We start from the raw sequence: 19,653 nt of genomic DNA on the forward strand, positions 1-19,653 counted from the left end.
AAATTACATTACATGAAACATTTATTTTTACTAACGTCATTACTGATTTCTACTATTACTTTTTCTCAAAATGAAAACTCACTTTTGTACCGAATTTCAGGTAACGGTATTACAAAACCTTCTTATTTATTTGGAACCATTCACATCAGTTGTGAAGCCAAAATAAATACAGAACTAAAAAATGCTTTGGATGCAACCACCCAAATGTATCTCGAATTGGATATGGATGATCCCGAATTACAAACCAAAATGGCCGCAAACGTTCATATGAAAGATGGTGCGACAATTAGTTCATTTCTTTCTGCTGAAGATTACCAACTTTTAGACAGTTACCTGAAAGAAAAGTTAAATGTTTCGGCAAAAGCTTTTAATACGTACAAACCATTTTTTTTAAGCTCTTTCTTTCTAAGTTCCCTTTTGGAATGTGCGCCTCAGTCGTTTGAAAGCGAATTGGTCAAAATTTCAGCTATGCAAAAAGAGCCGGTATTTGGATTAGAAACCGTAGAAGAACAAATGGATATTTTTGATCAAATTCCGTATCAATTGCAAGCAGAAGAGTTAATAAAATCCATCCGAGCTGACTTTAAATCGGATAAAGAAGAACTTAATGCGTTACTAAAGGCCTACACACTCAAAGATCTAAACGAAATGCAAGTACTTTTCAAAAAAAGCGACAATAAATTAATGAGTGATTACGAAGATTTGCTTCTAGTTAAACGAAACAAAAATTGGATTGGATTAATTGAGCGAATAAGTAAAGACCAACCCACATTTTTTGGTGTTGGAGCAGCACATTTAATTGGTGATGAAGGAGTTGTAAATTTACTTCGAAGAAATGGATATTTAGTGGAGGCGCTATAACTTCTAATCTTCCTTGTAACTGAAACGCCGTTTTTCATTCAGTTGTTCCGCTTCTTCTTGAATTTGAGGCGGAATAACTTTTAAAAACGATGGATGTTGTTCGATTGCAAATTCTATTTTTTCTACAATTTTTTCAATGGTATCGTTTTCATAATCAATAAGCAACGGCTCTTTGATTATAAATGATTGAAGAATTCCTTTCTTTTTTAATCGCAACCCTTTTTTATCAAAAGAACGTCGAAAACCGTCAATGACAATGGGAATAACAATTGGTTTGTGGGTTTTTATGATATGAGCGGTCCCTTTTCGAACCGGTTTAAACGATTTTGTTGTGCCTTGCGGAAAGGTGATTACCCAACCGTCTTCTAACGCTATTTTAATATTTTCGGTATCGTTTGGGTTGACTTCGCGCTGTATATCTTTTCCTTCCGCTCGCCAAGTTCGCTCAACCGTTATCGCTCCAGCGTAGGCCATAATTCGAGGTAAAAGACCCGCTTTCATCGTTTCTTTTGCAGCTACATAATAAATATTGAGTTTCGGATTCCACAGATATCCGATGTTTTTTATGCTATCCACGCGACCACTCAAACTGGCATTAAAAACGTGAAACATCGCCACGACGTCGGCAAAATACGTTTGGTGATTAGAAATAAAAAGTACATTGGTATGAGGTAAATTTTTGATAATCTCCGATCCCTCAATTTGAAGCTCATTAAAACCGCGGTACCGTCTGTGCGTTAAAGCACCTAAGATACGAATGAGCCATTTTTTAAGAAAAAGCAAGTGACCAAAAGGACTTCGTTTAAACCATCCCATAGCGGAAATTTCGTTAGAAAATAAGTTACAAACATACGAAAACATTCGATTTACAACACCTTTTTTAGTACTTCTTTAAGTTCATTCAACATCATTCCCGTTGCACCCCAAACAACATTTTCGCCGAATTTAAAAACGGGAATTTCAATTTCTTTCATATAAGAGGTTTCCAAAATCTGGGTGGTAAAGTTATTCTCGTCCAAAAGATCAACTATTGGTAATTCGATAATTCCAGAAACTTCTCTTGGATCGGGAATGAAAGTTAATTCACTTTCACTGTAACCTAGAAACGGTAAAACAGAAAAATTACTTGGCGGAATGTATATTTCTGAAAATGCTTTTACAACTGAAATGTGGTCGGGCGAGATTCCTATTTCTTCGTGTGTTTCGCGCAAAGCGGTGGCTTCCCTACTTGTATCGTACACTTCAACTTTTCCTCCAGGAAATCCTATTTGAGACGAATGAACACCATTGTAGGTATTTCTGAGAATTAATACCAAATGCGTTTGGAGATTTTTTGGATAAAAGAGCATCAAAACCGCTGCTTTTCTTGGGTTTAAAGTGGCAGGATTGTTTAGCTTTAAAAATTGCAATCGCTCGGGAGGCGACATTTTCTGGTGTGCTTGTTCGCCCAACAAATTTTCTTTTGCTACTTTTGGCATGTATTTGAGAAAATCAGTGAAAATCATATTGCTGTTTTTTAAAAATCTAAAGTACAAAAATTCCTTCATTTAGCATTCCAAATTATGTTTAGTAAAGCCGATTCACAAAAAATAAAAAGAGAATTCTGGATAGAATTTGCCACCGTTTATCCTCGAAAATGGTTGCTGTACGATACCAAGATTAGGGATTTTTCGTTCAAGTTTTACGTAGACAATAAAAAAGCCCAAATCACTCTGGACATCGAACCCAAAGACGAAGAAAAACGAAAAATTTATTTTGAAAAAATAGAATCGTTGAAGCAAATCTTGCTAGATGAATTTCTGCCTGATGCAGTTTTAGAGCGGCATTTTCACTTAGAAACAGGAAAAGTGATCAGTAAAATTTGGGTCGAAAAATCAGGTATCAGTGTTTTTAATAAAGAGACTTGGCCCGAAATATTTGACTTTTTCTATGAAAAAATGGATGCTTTTGAACGGTTTTTTTATGAATACAGGGATTATATAGAAGACTTGGAAATGAATGTTTAAAACTTTCGTTTCTAAAATTTTTAGCATAAAAAAGGCATTTCCTAAGTTGAAAATGCCTTTTGTAGAAACTTGCTATATCGAATTAATGACTTCCCTCCGCCTCTATGGCATCTACATCAATATTTTGTTTTTTCAAGATTCCTTTTACTGCAAAGCCGTAAAAAGCGATATAAGCAAAACAAAGCACCGGTATAAAGTAGGACTCATGAATACCAATAACATCTGAAATTTTTCCTTGAAGAGGAGGGATTATTCCTCCACCTAAAATCATCATCACCAAGAATGCCGAACCCTGAGAAGTATATTTTCCTAAACCTGTAATTCCTAAAGCAAAAATTGCAGGCCACATGATGCTGCAAAATAAACCACCACTCATAAAGGCGTAAATTGCCACTGTTCCCGTAGAAAATAAACCAATTATCATTGCAATCATTCCGAAAAGGCCAAAAATCAATAATGTTTTTGCCGGTTTATCTTGACCCAGAAAAAATCCAGTAATTTGTACTGCAACAACTACAGCATAGGCATATAACGGTGTTATATCTTGTCCTGAAATAAAGTTTACAAAAAGTACCACACCAAATGCGATATAAGGAACTATAATTAACAAAATTTTTCTTGCACTGTTTGATGGATTAAATACCGAAATAGCTCCAGCCCATCTACCAATCATCAAACTTCCCCAGTACATGGAAATATATGGAGCAATAGCAGCGCCAGTAATCCCACCAAAAGCAGGAGTTCCTAACAATTCGGCCAAATTACTTTGGATGGTTACTTCTACTCCAACGTATGTAAAGAGGGCCAACATTCCCAAAACCAATTGTGGATATCGCATAGCTCCCCAACCTTCTGGTGCTTTTTTTGCAGCAATATTTGCAAAAAGTAATCCAAAAACAATAACCAATAAAGACATTATTGTTAAGGTTAAACCTAAATAATCTATTTCTTTATTTTCAATAAAACGTCTGATAAACTCTGGATCTTCATAGCGAGAAAAAATATACCCAAAAATAACAACCAAAGCCAACGTTATAGTTATTAAAATATTTCTTGCTTTATTGGCAGGTTCAAAAACAGATTCACTTTTTCCTGCTGGTAATTTTTTAGAAAACATGAATAAGGCTGCTGCAATTAAGAACAAGCCACCAACTGCCATATAAAGAATTTCCATTTTATCCAGAGAATCTGCTTTTTTAGCAAACTCCTCTAAATTTACTCCCGCAATTACTCCAAAAAGTGCTATTGAAACCACAATTGGACCTATTGTAGTTCCGAATGAATTTACACCTCCTGCCAAATTCAACCGATTAGAAGCTGTTTGTGGCGATCCGAGTGAAGCCACAAATGGCTGTGCAGAAGTTTGTTGTAAAGAAAATCCTAATGCTACTATAAATAAGGCTCCTAAAATTAATGCATAACTGCCTTGTGTAACTGCATAAATCATAAATGCAGCACCAAATGCACTCACTATCAATCCATTAATAATCCCTTTTTTAAATCCCCAAGAATTCAAAATGTCTTTTTGGGCCACTCCACTCAAAATAAAAAGCAACAAAGCTCCAATATAATAGGCGCCATAAAACGCAAAATCGATGAGCTGACTTTGAAATTGATCAAGTCCAAACTTGATTTTACAAAAAGGGATGAAAACTCCGTTGGAAGCTCCAATAAAACCCCAAAAGAAAAAAACTGTAATTAGCGTGTAAAGTGCTGAATTGTTTGAATTGGTTTGTTTTGTATTCATAAATTAAGGTAAGGTAAAAAGATTAGTTCGTAAAAATAGTGACCGAACTCTTACAATAAAGCAGGAATTCTTTCAAATTTTTTATAAATATCAATGATAATTACCTATTGCACAAATGAATTTGAATTTATTTTCAACGAAAACGATTTCGTTAATAATTTTTAAAAAAAGTGCAAATCTAAAAACAAAAAAAACCTGAATTGAAACAATTACAACTGCTTCTCGAAGACATAATCCTGCAAATAACTGAATCTATCTGTAAGCTGGCCTTTATTGGTAATTTGAGCACGTTGCAAAATTCCGTCTTTATCATTGTTGAAAAAAGCAGGGATTACATGTGTCATAAACATTTCTCCAAAACCTTCGCTGGCGTCTTTTGGTAATTCACATGGCAAATTATCAATGGACATTACCGCAATCGAACCCGGGTGAAAAACATCCACTTCCTTCTCTTCGCTTGGCAAATATCCAAAAATAGGATCGGCAATGGTAGATGCTTTAATTGTACAAGCAATTGGACCGTTTACATCGCAGGAAATATCAGCCACAACTTTGATTCTGTTTTTTACCGATTTCAGCATGTCGTTGGTCAAAATATACGGAGCATTTGTGCCGTAAAAATGAGCCGCCATAAAAATATCAGCCGCTTGGGCATACTTTTCAAAATCCGAAACAAAGTCGGTTGGGCTTTTATAAAAGACTGATTTTACAAATGCACCACCATCTTTCCGTTTGTAATAATCGTTGACTTCAATTTGTGTGTAAACTGGAGAATCATAGGTTTTAGACAGAAAATCAGCAGGAGCCACTTCTTTCATTTTCATCGCATCTAAAATTTCTTTTACTCCTTTACCTGCTTTTCCACTTCCTGTAACAACGATTTTAATAGGTGGAAGTATTAATCGCTTTAATTTTTCAACTAAAACGGCTTTCCCATTCAAGGTTTCTGCTTTAGGCAATTGGAACAAATCGTATTTTATTCCGAAGGCTCGAATACCATTGTAAGCACCTACATTTCCAGCGTATCGGCCAAAACCTATCAGTCGATTATTATCTTGATTCACAATTGTTTCGTGATCGTACAAGTCGATATTTTTTTCCAAAACCGCCTGTAAAAGTCCTTTATTGTGGGGTTGTTTCTTTATGGTATGCGAAAAAAAGAAATATTTTTTATTAGGAATTAATGCCGAAATGGGTACTTCTTTTACGCCAAAAAGAACGTCGCAGTCGCTTACATCAGTTGTGAGTTCAAATCCCATATTTTCGTATTCTTCGTCTTTAAAAACGCGAATATCAGAACGTTCTACTACAATTTCTGCTTCTGGATACTTTTCTTTAAAACGCAGTAACTCAGAGGGTGTAAAAACTACACGACGATCAGGGGGATTTTTTCGTTCTTTAAGTATTCCGAATTTCATTTTGGTAGGATTTAATGCACTATTAAGTGACTGGAAATTAGTAAAATAAACACAAAAAAGTAAAAATATAAATACTTTTTCACTAACAAGACAATTAATGTTGCGAATATAACTATTTTATAAAGTGTTTGCAAATAATTTCCGTTGAAATAAATGGTGGGTTTTCAATTGTATTTCGTTACATCCTGATGTTCAAAAATTTAAAACATTTAACACCTCGATAGTCGTAATGTTTCATAAAATGATTGAAGAAAAAGTAAGAGAATATTTATATTTGCCTTTTTTGCCTATTTTCCCCAATGAAAAAATTGATTTCCTTACCCTTTAGCGCTTTGCTTGTGTTGCTTTTTTCTTTAAATGCTTGTAAAAAAGATGACAAATCTACTACAGCAGCTACTGAAACTGTACAAGATACTTTTCCGCACATTCGTCCCAATACCAATAAACAAAAAAAATTGGCACCTGATTATATTGCTGAAAACAGGCGAAAAATTGAACTTTTTTACCAAAAATATTGGGACAAAAACGAAGTCAGTGGTGGATTATTAGTCGCCAAAAACGGTCAAATTATTTTCGAACGCTACTCTGGTTACAGTAATTTTGATACCAAAAAAGAAATTGATGTCAACACACCTATCCACTTGGCCTCTGTTACAAAACGAATTACGGCGGCTGCAATAATGGTTTTAGTACATGCTGAAAAACTAGAACTCGATCAAAAAGTGAAAACCATTTTGCCCACTTTCCCATATCCAAACATCACTGTCCGAACCTTATTGAATCACCGGAGCGGTTTGACCAATTATACCTATTTTTTTGACGATCGGAAAGTATGGAATCATCAGAAACAAGTCACCAACCAAGATATATTGGATGTTTTTGTAAAATTTGAAGCACCGCTTGATTTTAAAACCGATAAACATTTTGCGTATTGCAATACCAACTATGCGATGTTGGCCTTGATTATCGAAAAAATAACGGGATTGAACTACCGAGATGCTATGAAAAAAATTATTTTTGAGCCTTTAAAAATGGACCAGACTTTTGTAATTGACTACGAAAAAGAGTACAGAAATGAAAGTCAGTCGTACAAAGGGAAGTACCGATTTCATGAATTGAACCTTTTAGAAACGGTTTATGGCGATAAAAACATTTACTCAACGCCTCGCGATTTATTAAAATTTCATCAAGCGGTAGCATCAAAAGACTATCTGTCACCCAAATTAAATTCTGAGGTTTTCAAGGGATACAGTTACGAACGAAAAGGAACGCGAAATTACGGTTTAGGCATTCGAATGATGGAATGGAACGATGGCAAACAATTATTTTACCACAACGGTTGGTGGCATGGAAACACCTCTTCCTACGTCGATTTGAGAGATGAAAATGTGGTAATCATTGCTTTATCAAATAAATACACAACGATGACGTACAAGTCGATTTATTTAGCCACTTTATTCGGCGATTATCCTTTAAAATTAAAAAAAGACGAATTGGGCTTTTAATAAAATTAAATTGTAAATTTGTGGTCTACTTTTTGCTAAACACAAATGGTAATATGGGGTCGACTGGTTTTGACAGCAAGTCGAATTGAAATGTAAGCACGTCGAGAACTGGGACAATTCTCGTTAATAAAAGGTTTCAAAACATTTACACGGCGAAGATAACTACGCTTTAGCTGCATAATCCGAATTATAGTACGATTTGCCTAGTTCCTATTAGATAGGAAAGCTGGATTCTCCTTGAAAGCCTTGGTTTGTGGCGTTCTATTCAGGGGAACCGTAAAAATAAACCTAGAGATGGTGAAGCTTTAGCGCTGTCTTGACACTAAAGAAGCTAAGTACTGAATGGCTGTTTCTGGCCGACCTCAGTAACGAAAAATCAATCAGGAAATAAGCGTGTAGAAAGCCTTTTGGTTGCTTGTTTGGACGGGAGTTCGACTCTCCCCGACTCCACAAAAACCCTTGTAAATCTTTGGTTTACAAGGGTTTTTTAGTTTTTAATACAATTGAGTGTGCAAAATACTAATTATTCAATTTCCTCTATCAAAACCCCAACGATAAACCCAAAAAAAAACCTCAACATATTGCGATGTGAGGTTTTAATTTGGCTTTAGGAAGAAAGCCAATTCCGATAAAGCGGTGAGCCTAGTTATTGGCTTGGTCGCGTAAGGCTTTTACTTGATCGTGATCAGCACGAAGTTTAGTTTGCTGGTTTACAATTAGTGAAACGTATTCCATCGGTAATGTTTCGCGATTTTCAAGTGCTTCTGCATAGGCTTCTAAGGCTTTGTCTTCGCCAAATTCGCATGAATTCAAAATAGTACCGCGGTCGTTTCCTGTCAAGGCTGCTTTTACATCCATCCACACTCTGAAAAATTTTCCAGTGGTTCTTGTGCCTTCTTCTACTTCACCACCTAAACGCAGTACTTCGGAACGAAGCTCTGATAAATTTGCAAAACTTGTTGCTTTTAAAGTAGCAAAAAGGCCTCGTAAATCGGCATCACTTGTTTCCTTTGCTGCTGTTTCATACCCTTCTACTCTGTCGTTGTTGATTTCAATCAAATTGTTTAAAACCGAAATTCTTTTGCTGTTTTCCATAACTTTAATTTTTATTATCCAAAGTTCGAATTTAAAACAATAGCTACTATTACAGTATTTCCGTTTAGGGTTGTGAGATATCGCTTTGAGCGACAAATTGATCATTTTTTGCTTAGCTTTCTACATCCATTTTACAAAATTTTTTTAAAAAAAGTAAACCATCAAAAATTTCAAGCATATTTCACGTTTTGAAAATCGGCTATTTGGACTTTATAAAATCCCCCAAATCGTCATTTCAATCACTGGTTATTTTTAGTATATTTAATACCAATAAAAAAACTATACACAAGCCTTTTTTATTTTTATTTTTCTCATTTTCAATAAATTAAAATTTTTTTTTGTATACAAAATAATATTATGCAGCAACAATCCTTTTTAGAAAATTTATACCAAAAACTTCTTTCAAAAGAAACAAAAGAAAAATTGGAGTACGCCATTTTATGGATTGCTTTAGCTAGTTTTATCATACACTTGCTGCTTATTGGTTTGGTTCATTTTGACTTTGTTACTTTTATCGAACCTTCAAAATTATTAAAAAACCCCATCGCAGCTATTTATACACCGTTCTCATTTATTCTGGTTTATGAGGTGTATTTATTGATTTATTACCTACCAAAATCTACCTCTACCTACATTTCAAAGCAATATGAAATTATTGCCTTAATCATCATTCGAAGGCTGTTCAAAGACCTCTCCGATTTGTCGCTTTCAGCCAATTGGTTTACTATTAAAAATGATTTGCAGTTTACCTACGATTTGGTTGCATCGGTTGTTTTATTCTTTTTGATTTACCTTTTCCATATCCAGCGAACTAAGGTTTACCGCAGCGTCAACGAAAGTAAATCGCATACTCAAAGCATTTTAAAGTTTATTAATGCCAAAAAATACATCGCAACGGCCTTAGTTCCTATCTTGTTTGTCATTGCTATTTACTCATTTTTGGATTGGAGTTTGAGTGTTTTTCAAGTAGTTGACGCAAATACCACTAGCTTTAAAAACATCAACAATATTTTCTTCGAGCAGTTTTTTAATATTTTGATTATGGCCGACGTAATACTGCTGTTGTTTTCATTTTTTCATACCGACGAATTTCACAAAGTAATGAGAAACTCAGGATTTATAATTTCGACCATTTTACTTCGAATCTCATTTTCAGTAACCGGAATTACGAATGTTGTCTTGATTATTTCGGCTTTCGCATTCGGACTTTTAATGCTCGTTATTCATAATAAATTTGAAAAACAGTTGGCTTCCGGTACTATAAAAGAAAGTACCGCCCAACAGCCAGAGCCATCGTAAAGCATATTCATGAATTAGTGTGCTATAAGGTTAGAGACGGGGGAAAAGCAATAATTATTCTTCACAAGGCAGGGTTATTTTTGTTAAAAGTATTTATCGGTCAATAAAAGAATATGTAATTGTTTCATTTGAAGTATCAATTATAACGGATTCTCTTTGATTGGTCATTTCCATATTTAAGTAATAAATGCTCCCTTGCTTTTTAAATTTGTCAATATCTTTAACATTCTTAAACAGGGATACGAAATCAGCTCTTTCAATTTTTATTTGAACAACGATGGAATTACTACCAAAACTACTACTTTTTTCATTTCTAAAATAAGTGTAGTTAACAATATCAACTCCTAAAATTTCAGAAAGTCTGCCCACAACTTTATCGTTTCTCGAACAAGAAACGACAAAACTTAAAGTTAATAATGTTAAAAATCGCCTCATAGCTTTTTTTACAGTCCATTGAAAATAAACCAGCAGTCTTAAAACGCCTTTAACTGCTTTGCAAAAGGCTCTAACTTCGCATCCCTCTAGTTGAAGCTTCGAATAGCAAGGTCACGATTTAGTTTGCTTCGAGGTCGATGCTATCGAAAAGCAAAATCTTCACTTCACAAAGCTATCAGGAATGGGTCAAAACACTTTTATAAACACAGTCAACTACCGAAAATTACTCCGATTTCTTCACCTCACTTCTTGGTCCAATTCCATTGCTATTAAACGCTTCAATTTGAAAATAATACACATCCGAACGATCCAAACCGTTGAAGTAATATTCATTTTTGCCGTACACCATAATCGATCCGTACAATTTATCGGGTGATTTTCCGAAATAAATCACATAACCGTCGGCACTCGGTTCTTGTTGCCACTTGAACCACACATTTCGGCGTTCTCCTTTTACTTTTGGTCCAGAACGCAACGGAATAAAATTCTGTACAGCATCAGGTTTATCGCCCGACCCTTTTCCAAAAACGCGAAAACCACTTAGGGCAAATGTTCCGCTTGTGACACCCAGATTTTGTATTTTGATGAAACGGCATTTTACGGGTGTTGCCAATTCTACATATTCGTGCGGTACGTCTTGTTTATTCATACTTTTATCCAAAATTATCCGCCATTTTTTCCCGTCATCGGAACCGTATAAAATATACTGATGACCTGCTGGGTTATCTGGTTTTCCCATCAAAGTGGCATCTTGATCGGCATAATTGATTTGGATGGCATGGACCGTTGCAACTTCGCCCAAATCCGTTTGATACCATTCTGACTTATTGCCCGATTTGGCACTCCAATACGTTTTGATGTCTTCATCAACGGCAAAATTCGGCTGGAACCCACCCAAAGTCGATGAAACTTACACGGGTTTGTTGTAATTCAAAAGCATCCAACCTGCGAAACTTTCACTCCAATGGCCTTTTTGTTCGACCGGCAAAAAAGTAGGATAATCACCATAAGCGGTGTTGGAGTACATGACATCATCGGCATCAAAACCCGCCGGCCAAATACCAATTCTTCTTTCAAAATTATTTTTGACGCAAATCCCAATAGTGGCCGTGTGCCAATATGTTCCATTCGCATCCTGGAAAGTTGCGCCATGACCTGCACCTCGAGCAAATCCGCCAGGCTTGTACGAAAATGGATTGTGGGATTGGTATTCAAAAGGACCAAGCGGGTGTTTTCCTACATAAACTCCGTCGGCATAGCCGCTAAATTCCGTTCCAGGCGCTCCGTATTGCAGGTAATATTTACTATTATACTTGGTTACAAAAGCGCCTTCAGTAAAAGGTTGCAGAAAAGTATTGTCGTTGTTTTCGCCAAAGCGTTCCCAACCGTGTTCGTCGTCGTTCAATGCCAAAACCGGTACGCGATCGCCTTCGGGTAGGAAGGTTTTCCGATTTAATTTAACACCATAAAGTGGGTACAAATTGCTCGAACCATAATATTCGTACAACTCATCCTTTTCTTCGTCCCAAAAAATTTGTGGATCCCAAGCTGCAGCTTCTGATTTATGTACCAACTCTTTCCACTCGTTTTTTTCGGGATGGGTACTCATCCAAATCGGAAATTCTTTGGTGTGTGTCGAACCTTTAACCAACAAGGTATCGTTTACAAAAGAAAGTGTTGGCGCACACAGTTCGTCCCAAACTTTGTGTTCGGGGCGGAGAAATTTTCGCGAATGAAATTTCCATTTCAACATGTCCGAACTTATCCAATAGCCCCACTGATTGGTGGAAAAAAGGTAATAGTTTCCTTTGAAAAAAGTGATCACCGGATCAGCAGTCGCTCGGTGTTTTCCTTGTGTTACAAACGGTTCAATAGGACAATAGGCATAATCGATATTGATGGGATTGCAATAGGTTTTCTGCTGACTTTGAGCCGAAATACAACTTATTAAAAGTATAAGTATAAGGTATATTGTTTTCAAAATGAATTATTTAAATTAGACAAAGACGCAAAAATTGATTTTTAGCAGTGAAGGTGTCGCTTACTCGTTTTCGCGTGAGGGACGGAAGTGGAGCTCTCCCGAAGAAATTGCGATTCCGATAGCTATCGGAAGAAGCAATCTGCGGGAAGCGGGAACGGACTGCCCGACCCGTAGGGACACGCCCAAAAAAGACCTTGAATTGTATATGTAAACTTATCGTTTTTTGGTTTGAAAAAACCCCTTGACTTGCACCAAAGGGTTTCACAACTAACTCAATCATTAAACAAACAAAAAATTAAGTTTCATTTGGGTTGTAGAATCGGGTCCGATAAAAACTTCAAACGTTCCAGGTTCTGCAACAAAATCCAGATCCGAATTATAAAATTTTAAATCTTCTTCGGAAATGGTAAAGGTTATTGTTTTTGTTTCGCCTTTTTTAATAAATACTTTTTCGAAGCCTTTGAGCTCTTTCACCGGACGTGTTATGGTTCCCACAAGATCCCTGAGGTACAATTGGACGACTTCACTCCCGTCAAAATTTCCGGTATTGGTTACTTCCACAGAAACCGTAACTGATTCATTTTTAGAAAATTGCTCTTTTGAAATTTTTAAGTTTTGATACGAAAAACGGGTATAACTCAACCCAAATCCAAAAGGAAATAAAGGTTCGTTGGGTACATCCAAATAGTTGGTTTTAAACTTTTCGAATTTTCCTTCAGTATTTCCCAAAGGTCTGCCGGTGTTTTTATAGTTGTAATAAATGGGAATTTGCCCCACACTTCTAGGAAACGTCATTGTGAGTTTTCCGGAAGGATTTACATCGCCAAAAAGTACATCCGCAATCGCATTTCCTGTTTCCGAACCTCCAAACCACACATTTAAAATGGCAGGCACTTTTTCTTTTTCGTTGTTTAAAACCAAAGGTCGTCCGTTAAATAGTACCAAAACGACTGGTTTCCCTGTTTTTAATAAAGCATCGAGTAACTCTTGTTGGATTTTTGGAATTTCAAGATCGGTACGGCTGCTGCTTTCGCCACTCAACTCAGCCGATTCGCCCAATGCCGCAATAATTACATCCGATTGATTGGCAATTTGCAAGGCTTCGGCGATTAACGCTTCTTTAGATCTTTTGTCGCGGTTTAAGGTTTTGCCGAACATCGTTCCGAGTTCTTCCAGTTTTTCATCTTCGGTCAAATTCGAACCTTTGGCGTACAAGACATTGAATTTATTTTGAGACGCATTTTGCAAACCTTTTAATAACGCAATGGAATTTTCTTGTTTGGTAGCCACACTCCATGTTCCGGCCATATTTTCTTTGGCATCCGCCAAAGGTCCAATCACAGCGATGGTTCCTTTTTTCTGAAGTGGTAAAAGTTGGTTGTCGTTTTTTAATAAAACAAAAGATTCCGATGCTGCTTTGCGGGCAAAGGTTTTGTGTTCGGTTGTAAAAATATCGGTTTTAGATCGGTTGACATCGCAGTATTTATAAGGATCGTGAAAAAGACCCAAATCGTATTTGGCATTTAAAATTTTGCAAACAGCATTATCGATGGTTTCGAGTTTAACTTTTCCTTCTTGCAATGATTTTTCTAAAGTAGACAAAAATGCGTCGCTCACCATATCCATTTCGATTCCGGCATTTAAGGCCATTGCAGCAGCGGTTTGCCTGTTGCCTACGCCGTGATCGACCATTTCGTTAATTCCGGTGTAATCCGTAACCACAAATCCATCAAAACCCCATTGTTTTCTCAAAACATCGGTCATCAACCATGTATTTCCCGTTGCTGGAATTCCGTCAACTTCATTAAAAGAAGCCATAGCCGTTCCCACTCCTGCATCGACAGCTGCTTTGTAAGGTGGGAAATATTCGTTGTACATACGAATCCGACTCATATCGACTGTATTGTAATCGCGACCGCCTTCTGGAGCGCCATAAAGTGCGAAATGTTTGACGCAAGCCATCAAAGTTGTATTTTTAGACAAATCATTTTGTTGGTACCCGTTAACCATTGCTTTGGCAATTTGGCTACCCAAAAAAGCATCTTCGCCCGAACCTTCCGAAACGCGTCCCCAGCGAGGATCACGAGATAAATCGACCATAGGCGAGAAAGTCCAGTTGATGCCATCGGCCGAAGCTTCTTTCGCAGCAATCTGAGCGGTTTTTTCAATTAATTTCATATCCCAAGTACACGACAAACCGAGCGGAATTGGAAATGTGGTTTCGTACCCGTGAATAACATCCATCCCGAAAAGCAAAGGGATTTTCAACCTGCTTTTTTCAACGGCAATTCGTTGCACATCTTTAATTTTCTGTAGCGATTTAATGTTGAATAAACCACCCACTTTTCCTTCTTCAATTTTTTTTCCAACATCCGAACTGTTGGCTTGTCCAGTGGTAATGTCGCCAGCGGTGGGTAAATTGAGTTGGCCTAACTTTTCGACCAAAGTCATTTTTGAAATTAAATCCGTAACAAAAATTTCTTTTGGAGCAATTACGACGTTCTTTTTCTTTTTTTGAGAAAAAACGCTGATGGAACAACAGATGAATAATAAAGTGATACTTTTTTTTAACATAGCAATGAATCTACGGGTTTAGGGCAATCAGGATTGCAAAATTATTTTATTGGTTTTATTATTTTTTTTGAGCAAATAACCACTCGTAAAAATTTGGGTCGCTGTAGGCAGAATCCCAACTGTTGTGGTTGTCGTTTGGAAAAATGGTAAGACTGCAATTTGGATTAGCCTTTTTAAGTTTCTGATAAATATCTATTGACATATTTGGAGACACGACATCATCTAGGGCTCCGTGAAAAATATGTACTGGCGTATTTTTGAGCACCTCAACATTTTTATAAATATTGACGTCTGTAACGCCACAAACGGGTGCTACTGCTACAAAAAGTTCGGGATGCTCGGTGGCTAATTTCCACGTTCCCCAGCCGCCCATGCTCAAACCGGTCAGGTAAATGCGGGATTTGTCGACGTTGTAAGTTGTAGCAATGGACTGTATCAATTCATAAATTTCGTCGGTATTCCACCACGTATTTTCAGGACATTGCGGTGCTAAAATAGCAACATCGGTTTTCATTGCATTTTGATACGTAAACGGGCTGTGGTTCTTAACCATTTCCAAGTCCGTTCCTCTTTCTCCCGAACCGTGTAAAAAAACCAGTAACGGAAATTTTACTTTCTGGTTTTCTGGCAGTTGTAAAACGTAACGAACGTTAATGGTTGTTTTTATTTCTTTCTTGAAATTACCTTGTATTTCTTGCGAAAAAGATGCAGAAATAGAGGCAAGGAAAGAAATAATTACTAAATAAAGTGTCTTTTTAAATTCCATGTTGAGAAGATGTAAATCCTAAATTTTGTAAACCAGTGCGTACTTCGGGTGCATTCATGAACAAATTCCAAAGTAATCCAGTTCGGTGATTTTCAATCATCGGAATTATCGTTCCTTGGTCTATTGCCAAATATCTTTTGGTTACCCAATCGTTAAAATGAGGCGATACCGCATCATAAGGTCCTGCTACACCTACAAACTTGCTTCTCTTTTCAAAATACAAATAACGCAGAAATTTCATAGATTCAACTGGAGTGTACGGAAAATTAGATAAAGCCGCCGTTGGTGTTACTACTCCACGATCATTATTGGGTTGGTGTGCGGTATAGCCCACCGTTCCGTTTGTATTTCGAGTGTAACCTGCTGTTAAACCCCAGAATTTATCACTATAAGAAGTGAAATTCCCTGGATTTGCTACGCTATAATTCAACATTATTTTAGCGTGATTTTGCGTAAGATTCCAATAATTGGCATATTGATCGGTTAATCCGCGAGGGTCCAAACCTAAAAATGAATAATGCGACCAAAACATCGGACCCACCGAAGAAGTGCCGTTGTGGTTAAAAATTTTAGGCAAACCATAACTTGTTCCAGAAGTGACAATTGCTCCATTTCTAGCCCAACATTGGTTGTATACAGCATTTGAAATGGGATGAGTTGGACTCGCTTTAGCTAAAATATAAGTAATTAAAGTTTCATCAAAGCCTTGTAACTTAAAATTCATTTGCCACTGGTAATTGGGCGACCAATGCCAATACAAATTGTTTTCGCCTTTGGTATACCAATCCCATTCGACGCCTCTCCAAAGGTCATCTGCTTTTTGAGCCAAAGCTATTTCTTCGGCATTACCGTTTTTAAAATATTCGCGGAGGCAAATTAAGGCTTGACACAAGAAAGCGGTTTCTACTAAATCGCCACCGTTATCAAACGTGCTAAACGGAATGACATCTCCATTTGTTCCGTTCATCCAGTGGGGCCATGCACCGTGAAACCTATCGGCGTTTTCAAGAAAGTTTAAAGCGGTTGTAAATCGTGAAACAGCTTCTGCTCTTGGAACAAAACCTCTTTCAACACCTACAATTAAAGACATTAAACCAAAACCTGAACCACCGGTGGTTACAATTTGGGCATCGTTACCGGGATCTTCTACGTGATAACGTTCTCGGGCTAATTTTGAATTTGGTTCAGCATATTCCCAGAAATATTTTAAGGACTCCATTTGCACTTTGTCCATCAGTTCATTATCCGTTAAGGGAGGATAGGTGGGTTCCACAGGTTCTGGAACTACAATGGGTTCTTCCACAATTACGGGTTCTGACCACCATTCTGGATTGGTACACGAACTAAAGGAGAGTAAAAAAAAGGCTATTAAAATGTACATAAATTTCATATGGGAGATTTTTATTTGGTATTATAAATTTTAAAGATCTAATAACTACCGTGAAATGCGAATAAATTTCTATCAGCAAAATGCTATTTTAAATAAACCCCAAACTTTTAGTGTTTGGGGTTTAAACTTTTAATTGATTATCTTCCTGCAGCTTCTAAATCATAAAGTGATTTTACATCAGATGCAACTAGTGCTTTTTTGTATACTCTGATTTCATCAATATTTGCTTGTGCAGGAGTTTGCCACGCATCTGGCGTTCCAGATACAACTGTACTGAAAGTTCCAATTATTGGTTTTGTAGGAGTAAAGAAATTTAAGGGTAACGCTGCACCACCACCTCTAACTTCGAATTTAGAATTAGAAATTTTTTGACCGTTTGCATATAAAACAAATTTACCCGTTGGAGCATCCCAAGTGGCCACATAATGAGCCCATTTTCCACCATTTTTGTTCGCATTTCCTGTATGACCATCTGCTAAATCAGCAGCATTTGGCTTTGGAGAATTGATAACATCTTGGTTGTTTGAATCCATACCATTTTTGATATTAACAAGTCCTTTCATAACCAAAGTGTCGTTTGTTGAAGGGTACCAACCTGTTTCTGCCATTAGATTGATGTTTCCAGACCAGCTATTTGGACGGTCTAAATTAAACAACATTGTTGGACGACCGTTAGCACCTTCACCACCGTTGTTAGTCACTTTAGCCCAAAGACTGATAGTCATACTTGGCATTGTGCTGCTTAAAGCTGCGATTTCGGGGTAAGCTAAATAACCATTAGCAAGTTTTAAACCTTGACCTTTTGCACCACCTTCATAAGTTGCACCAACAGTATTAGATGGTGAAGTATTGGATTTAGATTCAATACCGTTTCCGTCTAAAGGCCAATGCGCTACTAAATCCGCAGCACCAACTTCATCGGCAGAATTGTAACCTCCGATAGGTGGTAATGACACGGTGTCGTCGTCGCCACAGCTTGCTAAAAATGCCAGTGATGATACTAAGATCATCGATTTCAATAAAATTTTGTTTGTTTTCATAATAAAAAGGGTTTGTAAATAATTAGAGTTGATTGTAAATGCAACATGCATTTATATTGTTAGTGAATTTTTAAAAATTAATAGCCCGGATTCTGCATCAGTAAGTTACCACTTAAAATAATTTCATTTTGTGGAATTGGAAAAACTTCGTGTCTTCCGATGATGAATGTTTTGCCATTGGCAGCCATCGCCGAAAAGGCTTTTCCTGTTCGAACGAGATCAAACCATCTGTCGTGTTCCATAGCCATTTCCAATCGGCGTTCTTTGAGCAAGTCGTCCATAGTAATTCCGGTTAAAGCTTGTAATCCAGCACGTTCACGAATCATGTTTACTTTATCTAATGCCTCGGAAGTGTTACCTAAATTCAATGCAGCTTCTGCTCTTATAAGTAAAATATCGCTGTATTTGAGTATTCTAATGTTTTTTCCTGGCACTTCTCGGTCGCCGTTCCAGCTTTCGGCAATGGAACTGTGGTACGATTTATAATTGTACCGCGGATTTGACCACCCTGGCGATGAAGGAAAACCATCCCAAAGGTTTATGTTACTGAACAAGATCGTTGCTGCTTTTCTAGAATCGTTCGGTTCATAAGCGTTGGTAAGACTTAAAGAGGGTGTATTGAAACCCCAACCCAAATCGGGTGTTCCTCGAGGCGCTTGAACATACGAATACGCTCGAACGGAATTTCCTGGCGAACCTTGGATTTCATAGATTGACTCAACCGTATTTTCACCCACTTCTCTCCATACATCTTCGTAATTTTCTAACAATCCGTATTGACCCGATCCAATTACCATTCCTGACATATCAAAAGCTTCTTGCCATTTGTTTTGGTACAAATATACTTTTGCCAATAAAGCTTGTGCAGCACCTTGCGAAGCGCGGCCCAAATCATTTGGTCCATACTGGCCTTTTAATGGTAAATCCTGGATGGCGGCTAATAAATCCGTTTCAATCTGAGCATAGGTTTCTTGCTTGGACTTCCGGGTATAAACAACCTGATCAATTAATGCGGCATCGTTATTGTCAATTTTGATTGCTACGACAGGAACGCCACCAAAACAGCGTACCAAATCAAAATAAAATAATGCTCTTAAAAATTTGGTTTCTGCAATAAGTCGTTTTTTTAAATTTTCAGCAATTTGCAATTGTTCTAAGTAGAATAAAGCATTATTTGCTCGACCAATTCCGTCGTATCGGCCTTGCCAAATTTCGCGAAATGAAATATCCGTTGCGTCAAAAGTCAAATTATCCATTTTATGTTTGTCGGCACCCGTGTCACTCAGCGACGAACCTTTATCTGCATCATCCGAAGTTATACTTGTAAGTCCTATCCACGAAAACGAATACATCTCGTAATCCAATTGCTTGTTGTAAACTCCATTGACTAAAGTTATCGCATTATTAGGGTTATTCAAAAAATCAATTTCATTGAGTGCGTCATTGGGCTCTACAATTAAATCTTCTTCACAAGACGTACATAAAAGTAAGCATAAAGCTACTGAAAATGCGTTTAGATATTTTGTGTTTTTCATG

General features: G+C 37.0%; 17 protein-coding genes and 1 other RNA gene. 5 read left to right on the top strand and 13 right to left on the bottom strand.

Going from position 1 to position 19,653, the window contains the following annotated elements; genetic code table 11:
• Positions 1 to 12 precede the first annotated feature (12 nt).
• A complete protein-coding gene (locus ACIQ2X_RS00130; protein WP_396176841.1) occupies positions 13 to 861 on the top strand; it encodes a TraB/GumN family protein in 849 nt (282 codons plus the stop codon).
• Positions 862 to 864: 3 nt separating this feature from the next.
• On the opposite strand, the gene ACIQ2X_RS00135 is transcribed toward ACIQ2X_RS00130, so the two are convergent.
• Entirely contained in the window at positions 865 to 1,677 is an 813-nt protein-coding gene (locus ACIQ2X_RS00135) for a lysophospholipid acyltransferase family protein (protein WP_396176842.1), read from the bottom strand.
• A gap of 50 nt (positions 1,678 to 1,727) precedes the next feature.
• A complete protein-coding gene (locus tag ACIQ2X_RS00140) occupies positions 1,728 to 2,366 on the bottom strand; it encodes an NUDIX hydrolase (RefSeq protein WP_396176843.1) in 639 nt (212 codons plus the stop codon).
• Positions 2,367 to 2,423: 57 nt separating this feature from the next.
• Here ACIQ2X_RS00140 and ACIQ2X_RS00145 point away from each other — a divergent pair, with 57 nt between their 5' ends.
• A complete protein-coding gene (locus tag ACIQ2X_RS00145) occupies positions 2,424 to 2,867 on the top strand; it encodes a DUF4268 domain-containing protein (RefSeq protein WP_396176844.1) in 444 nt (147 codons plus the stop codon).
• A gap of 82 nt (positions 2,868 to 2,949) precedes the next feature.
• On the opposite strand, the gene ACIQ2X_RS00150 is transcribed toward ACIQ2X_RS00145, so the two are convergent.
• A complete protein-coding gene (locus ACIQ2X_RS00150; RefSeq protein ID WP_396176845.1) occupies positions 2,950 to 4,614 on the bottom strand; it encodes an MFS transporter in 1,665 nt (554 codons plus the stop codon).
• Between the two features lie 209 nt (positions 4,615 to 4,823).
• Positions 4,824 to 6,032, bottom strand: a complete 1,209-nt coding sequence (locus tag ACIQ2X_RS00155; protein ID WP_396176846.1) for an NAD(P)-dependent oxidoreductase — start codon at positions 6,030 to 6,032, stop codon at positions 4,824 to 4,826.
• Between the two features lie 299 nt (positions 6,033 to 6,331).
• On the opposite strand from ACIQ2X_RS00155, the gene ACIQ2X_RS00160 reads away from it, so the two are divergent.
• On the top strand, positions 6,332 to 7,537 hold the full coding sequence (locus ACIQ2X_RS00160; RefSeq protein ID WP_396176847.1) for a serine hydrolase domain-containing protein: 1,206 nt from the start codon (positions 6,332 to 6,334) through the stop codon (positions 7,535 to 7,537).
• A gap of 55 nt (positions 7,538 to 7,592) precedes the next feature.
• Positions 7,593 to 7,990: a transfer-messenger RNA gene (gene ssrA / locus ACIQ2X_RS00165) on the top strand.
• Positions 7,991 to 8,179: 189 nt separating this feature from the next.
• Here the strand turns inward: ssrA and ACIQ2X_RS00170 are convergent.
• Positions 8,180 to 8,632, bottom strand: coding sequence for a PA2169 family four-helix-bundle protein (locus tag ACIQ2X_RS00170; RefSeq protein ID WP_396176848.1), 453 nt, complete (start codon positions 8,630 to 8,632; stop codon positions 8,180 to 8,182).
• A 357-nt stretch (positions 8,633 to 8,989) separates the two neighbouring features.
• Between ACIQ2X_RS00170 and ACIQ2X_RS00175 the strand changes: the two genes are divergently transcribed.
• Positions 8,990 to 9,931, top strand: a complete 942-nt coding sequence (locus ACIQ2X_RS00175) for a hypothetical protein (RefSeq protein WP_396176849.1) — start codon at positions 8,990 to 8,992, stop codon at positions 9,929 to 9,931.
• A gap of 93 nt (positions 9,932 to 10,024) precedes the next feature.
• Here ACIQ2X_RS00175 and ACIQ2X_RS00180 read toward each other — a convergent pair whose 3' ends face one another.
• From ACIQ2X_RS00180 to ACIQ2X_RS00215, 8 genes are all read right to left on the bottom strand, one after another.
• On the bottom strand, positions 10,025 to 10,366 hold the full coding sequence (locus ACIQ2X_RS00180) for a hypothetical protein (RefSeq protein WP_396176850.1): 342 nt from the start codon (positions 10,364 to 10,366) through the stop codon (positions 10,025 to 10,027).
• Between the two features lie 223 nt (positions 10,367 to 10,589).
• Positions 10,590 to 11,264 (bottom strand): discoidin domain-containing protein, encoded by a 675-nt coding sequence (locus tag ACIQ2X_RS00185; protein WP_396176851.1) that lies wholly within the window; start codon positions 11,262 to 11,264, stop codon positions 10,590 to 10,592.
• Between the two features lie 12 nt (positions 11,265 to 11,276).
• Positions 11,277 to 12,347, bottom strand: a complete 1,071-nt coding sequence (locus ACIQ2X_RS00190; protein ID WP_396176852.1) for a hypothetical protein — start codon at positions 12,345 to 12,347, stop codon at positions 11,277 to 11,279.
• Positions 12,348 to 12,626: 279 nt separating this feature from the next.
• A complete protein-coding gene (gene bglX, locus ACIQ2X_RS00195; RefSeq protein WP_396176853.1) occupies positions 12,627 to 14,921 on the bottom strand; it encodes a beta-glucosidase BglX in 2,295 nt (764 codons plus the stop codon).
• A gap of 58 nt (positions 14,922 to 14,979) precedes the next feature.
• Positions 14,980 to 15,687: a prolyl oligopeptidase family serine peptidase gene (locus ACIQ2X_RS00200; RefSeq protein WP_396176854.1), complete on the bottom strand. Its 708-nt coding sequence runs from the start codon at positions 15,685 to 15,687 to the stop codon at positions 14,980 to 14,982.
• Positions 15,677 to 17,077: a glucoamylase family protein gene (locus ACIQ2X_RS00205; RefSeq protein WP_396176855.1), complete on the bottom strand. Its 1,401-nt coding sequence runs from the start codon at positions 17,075 to 17,077 to the stop codon at positions 15,677 to 15,679. Before ACIQ2X_RS00205 ends, ACIQ2X_RS00200 begins: the two co-directional genes overlap by 11 nt.
• A 137-nt stretch (positions 17,078 to 17,214) precedes the next feature.
• Positions 17,215 to 18,117 (bottom strand): LamG-like jellyroll fold domain-containing protein, encoded by a 903-nt coding sequence (locus ACIQ2X_RS00210; RefSeq protein WP_396176856.1) that lies wholly within the window; start codon positions 18,115 to 18,117, stop codon positions 17,215 to 17,217.
• A 77-nt stretch (positions 18,118 to 18,194) separates the two neighbouring features.
• Positions 18,195 to 19,652 carry a RagB/SusD family nutrient uptake outer membrane protein gene (locus tag ACIQ2X_RS00215; RefSeq protein WP_396176857.1) on the bottom strand — a complete coding sequence of 486 codons (1,458 nt, stop codon included), beginning with the start codon at positions 19,650 to 19,652 and terminating at the stop codon, positions 18,195 to 18,197.
• Position 19,653: the final 1 nt, after the last annotated feature.

Source organism: Flavobacterium sp. (assembly GCF_044368625.1).
Lineage (GTDB): Bacteria > Bacteroidota > Bacteroidia > Flavobacteriales > Flavobacteriaceae > Flavobacterium.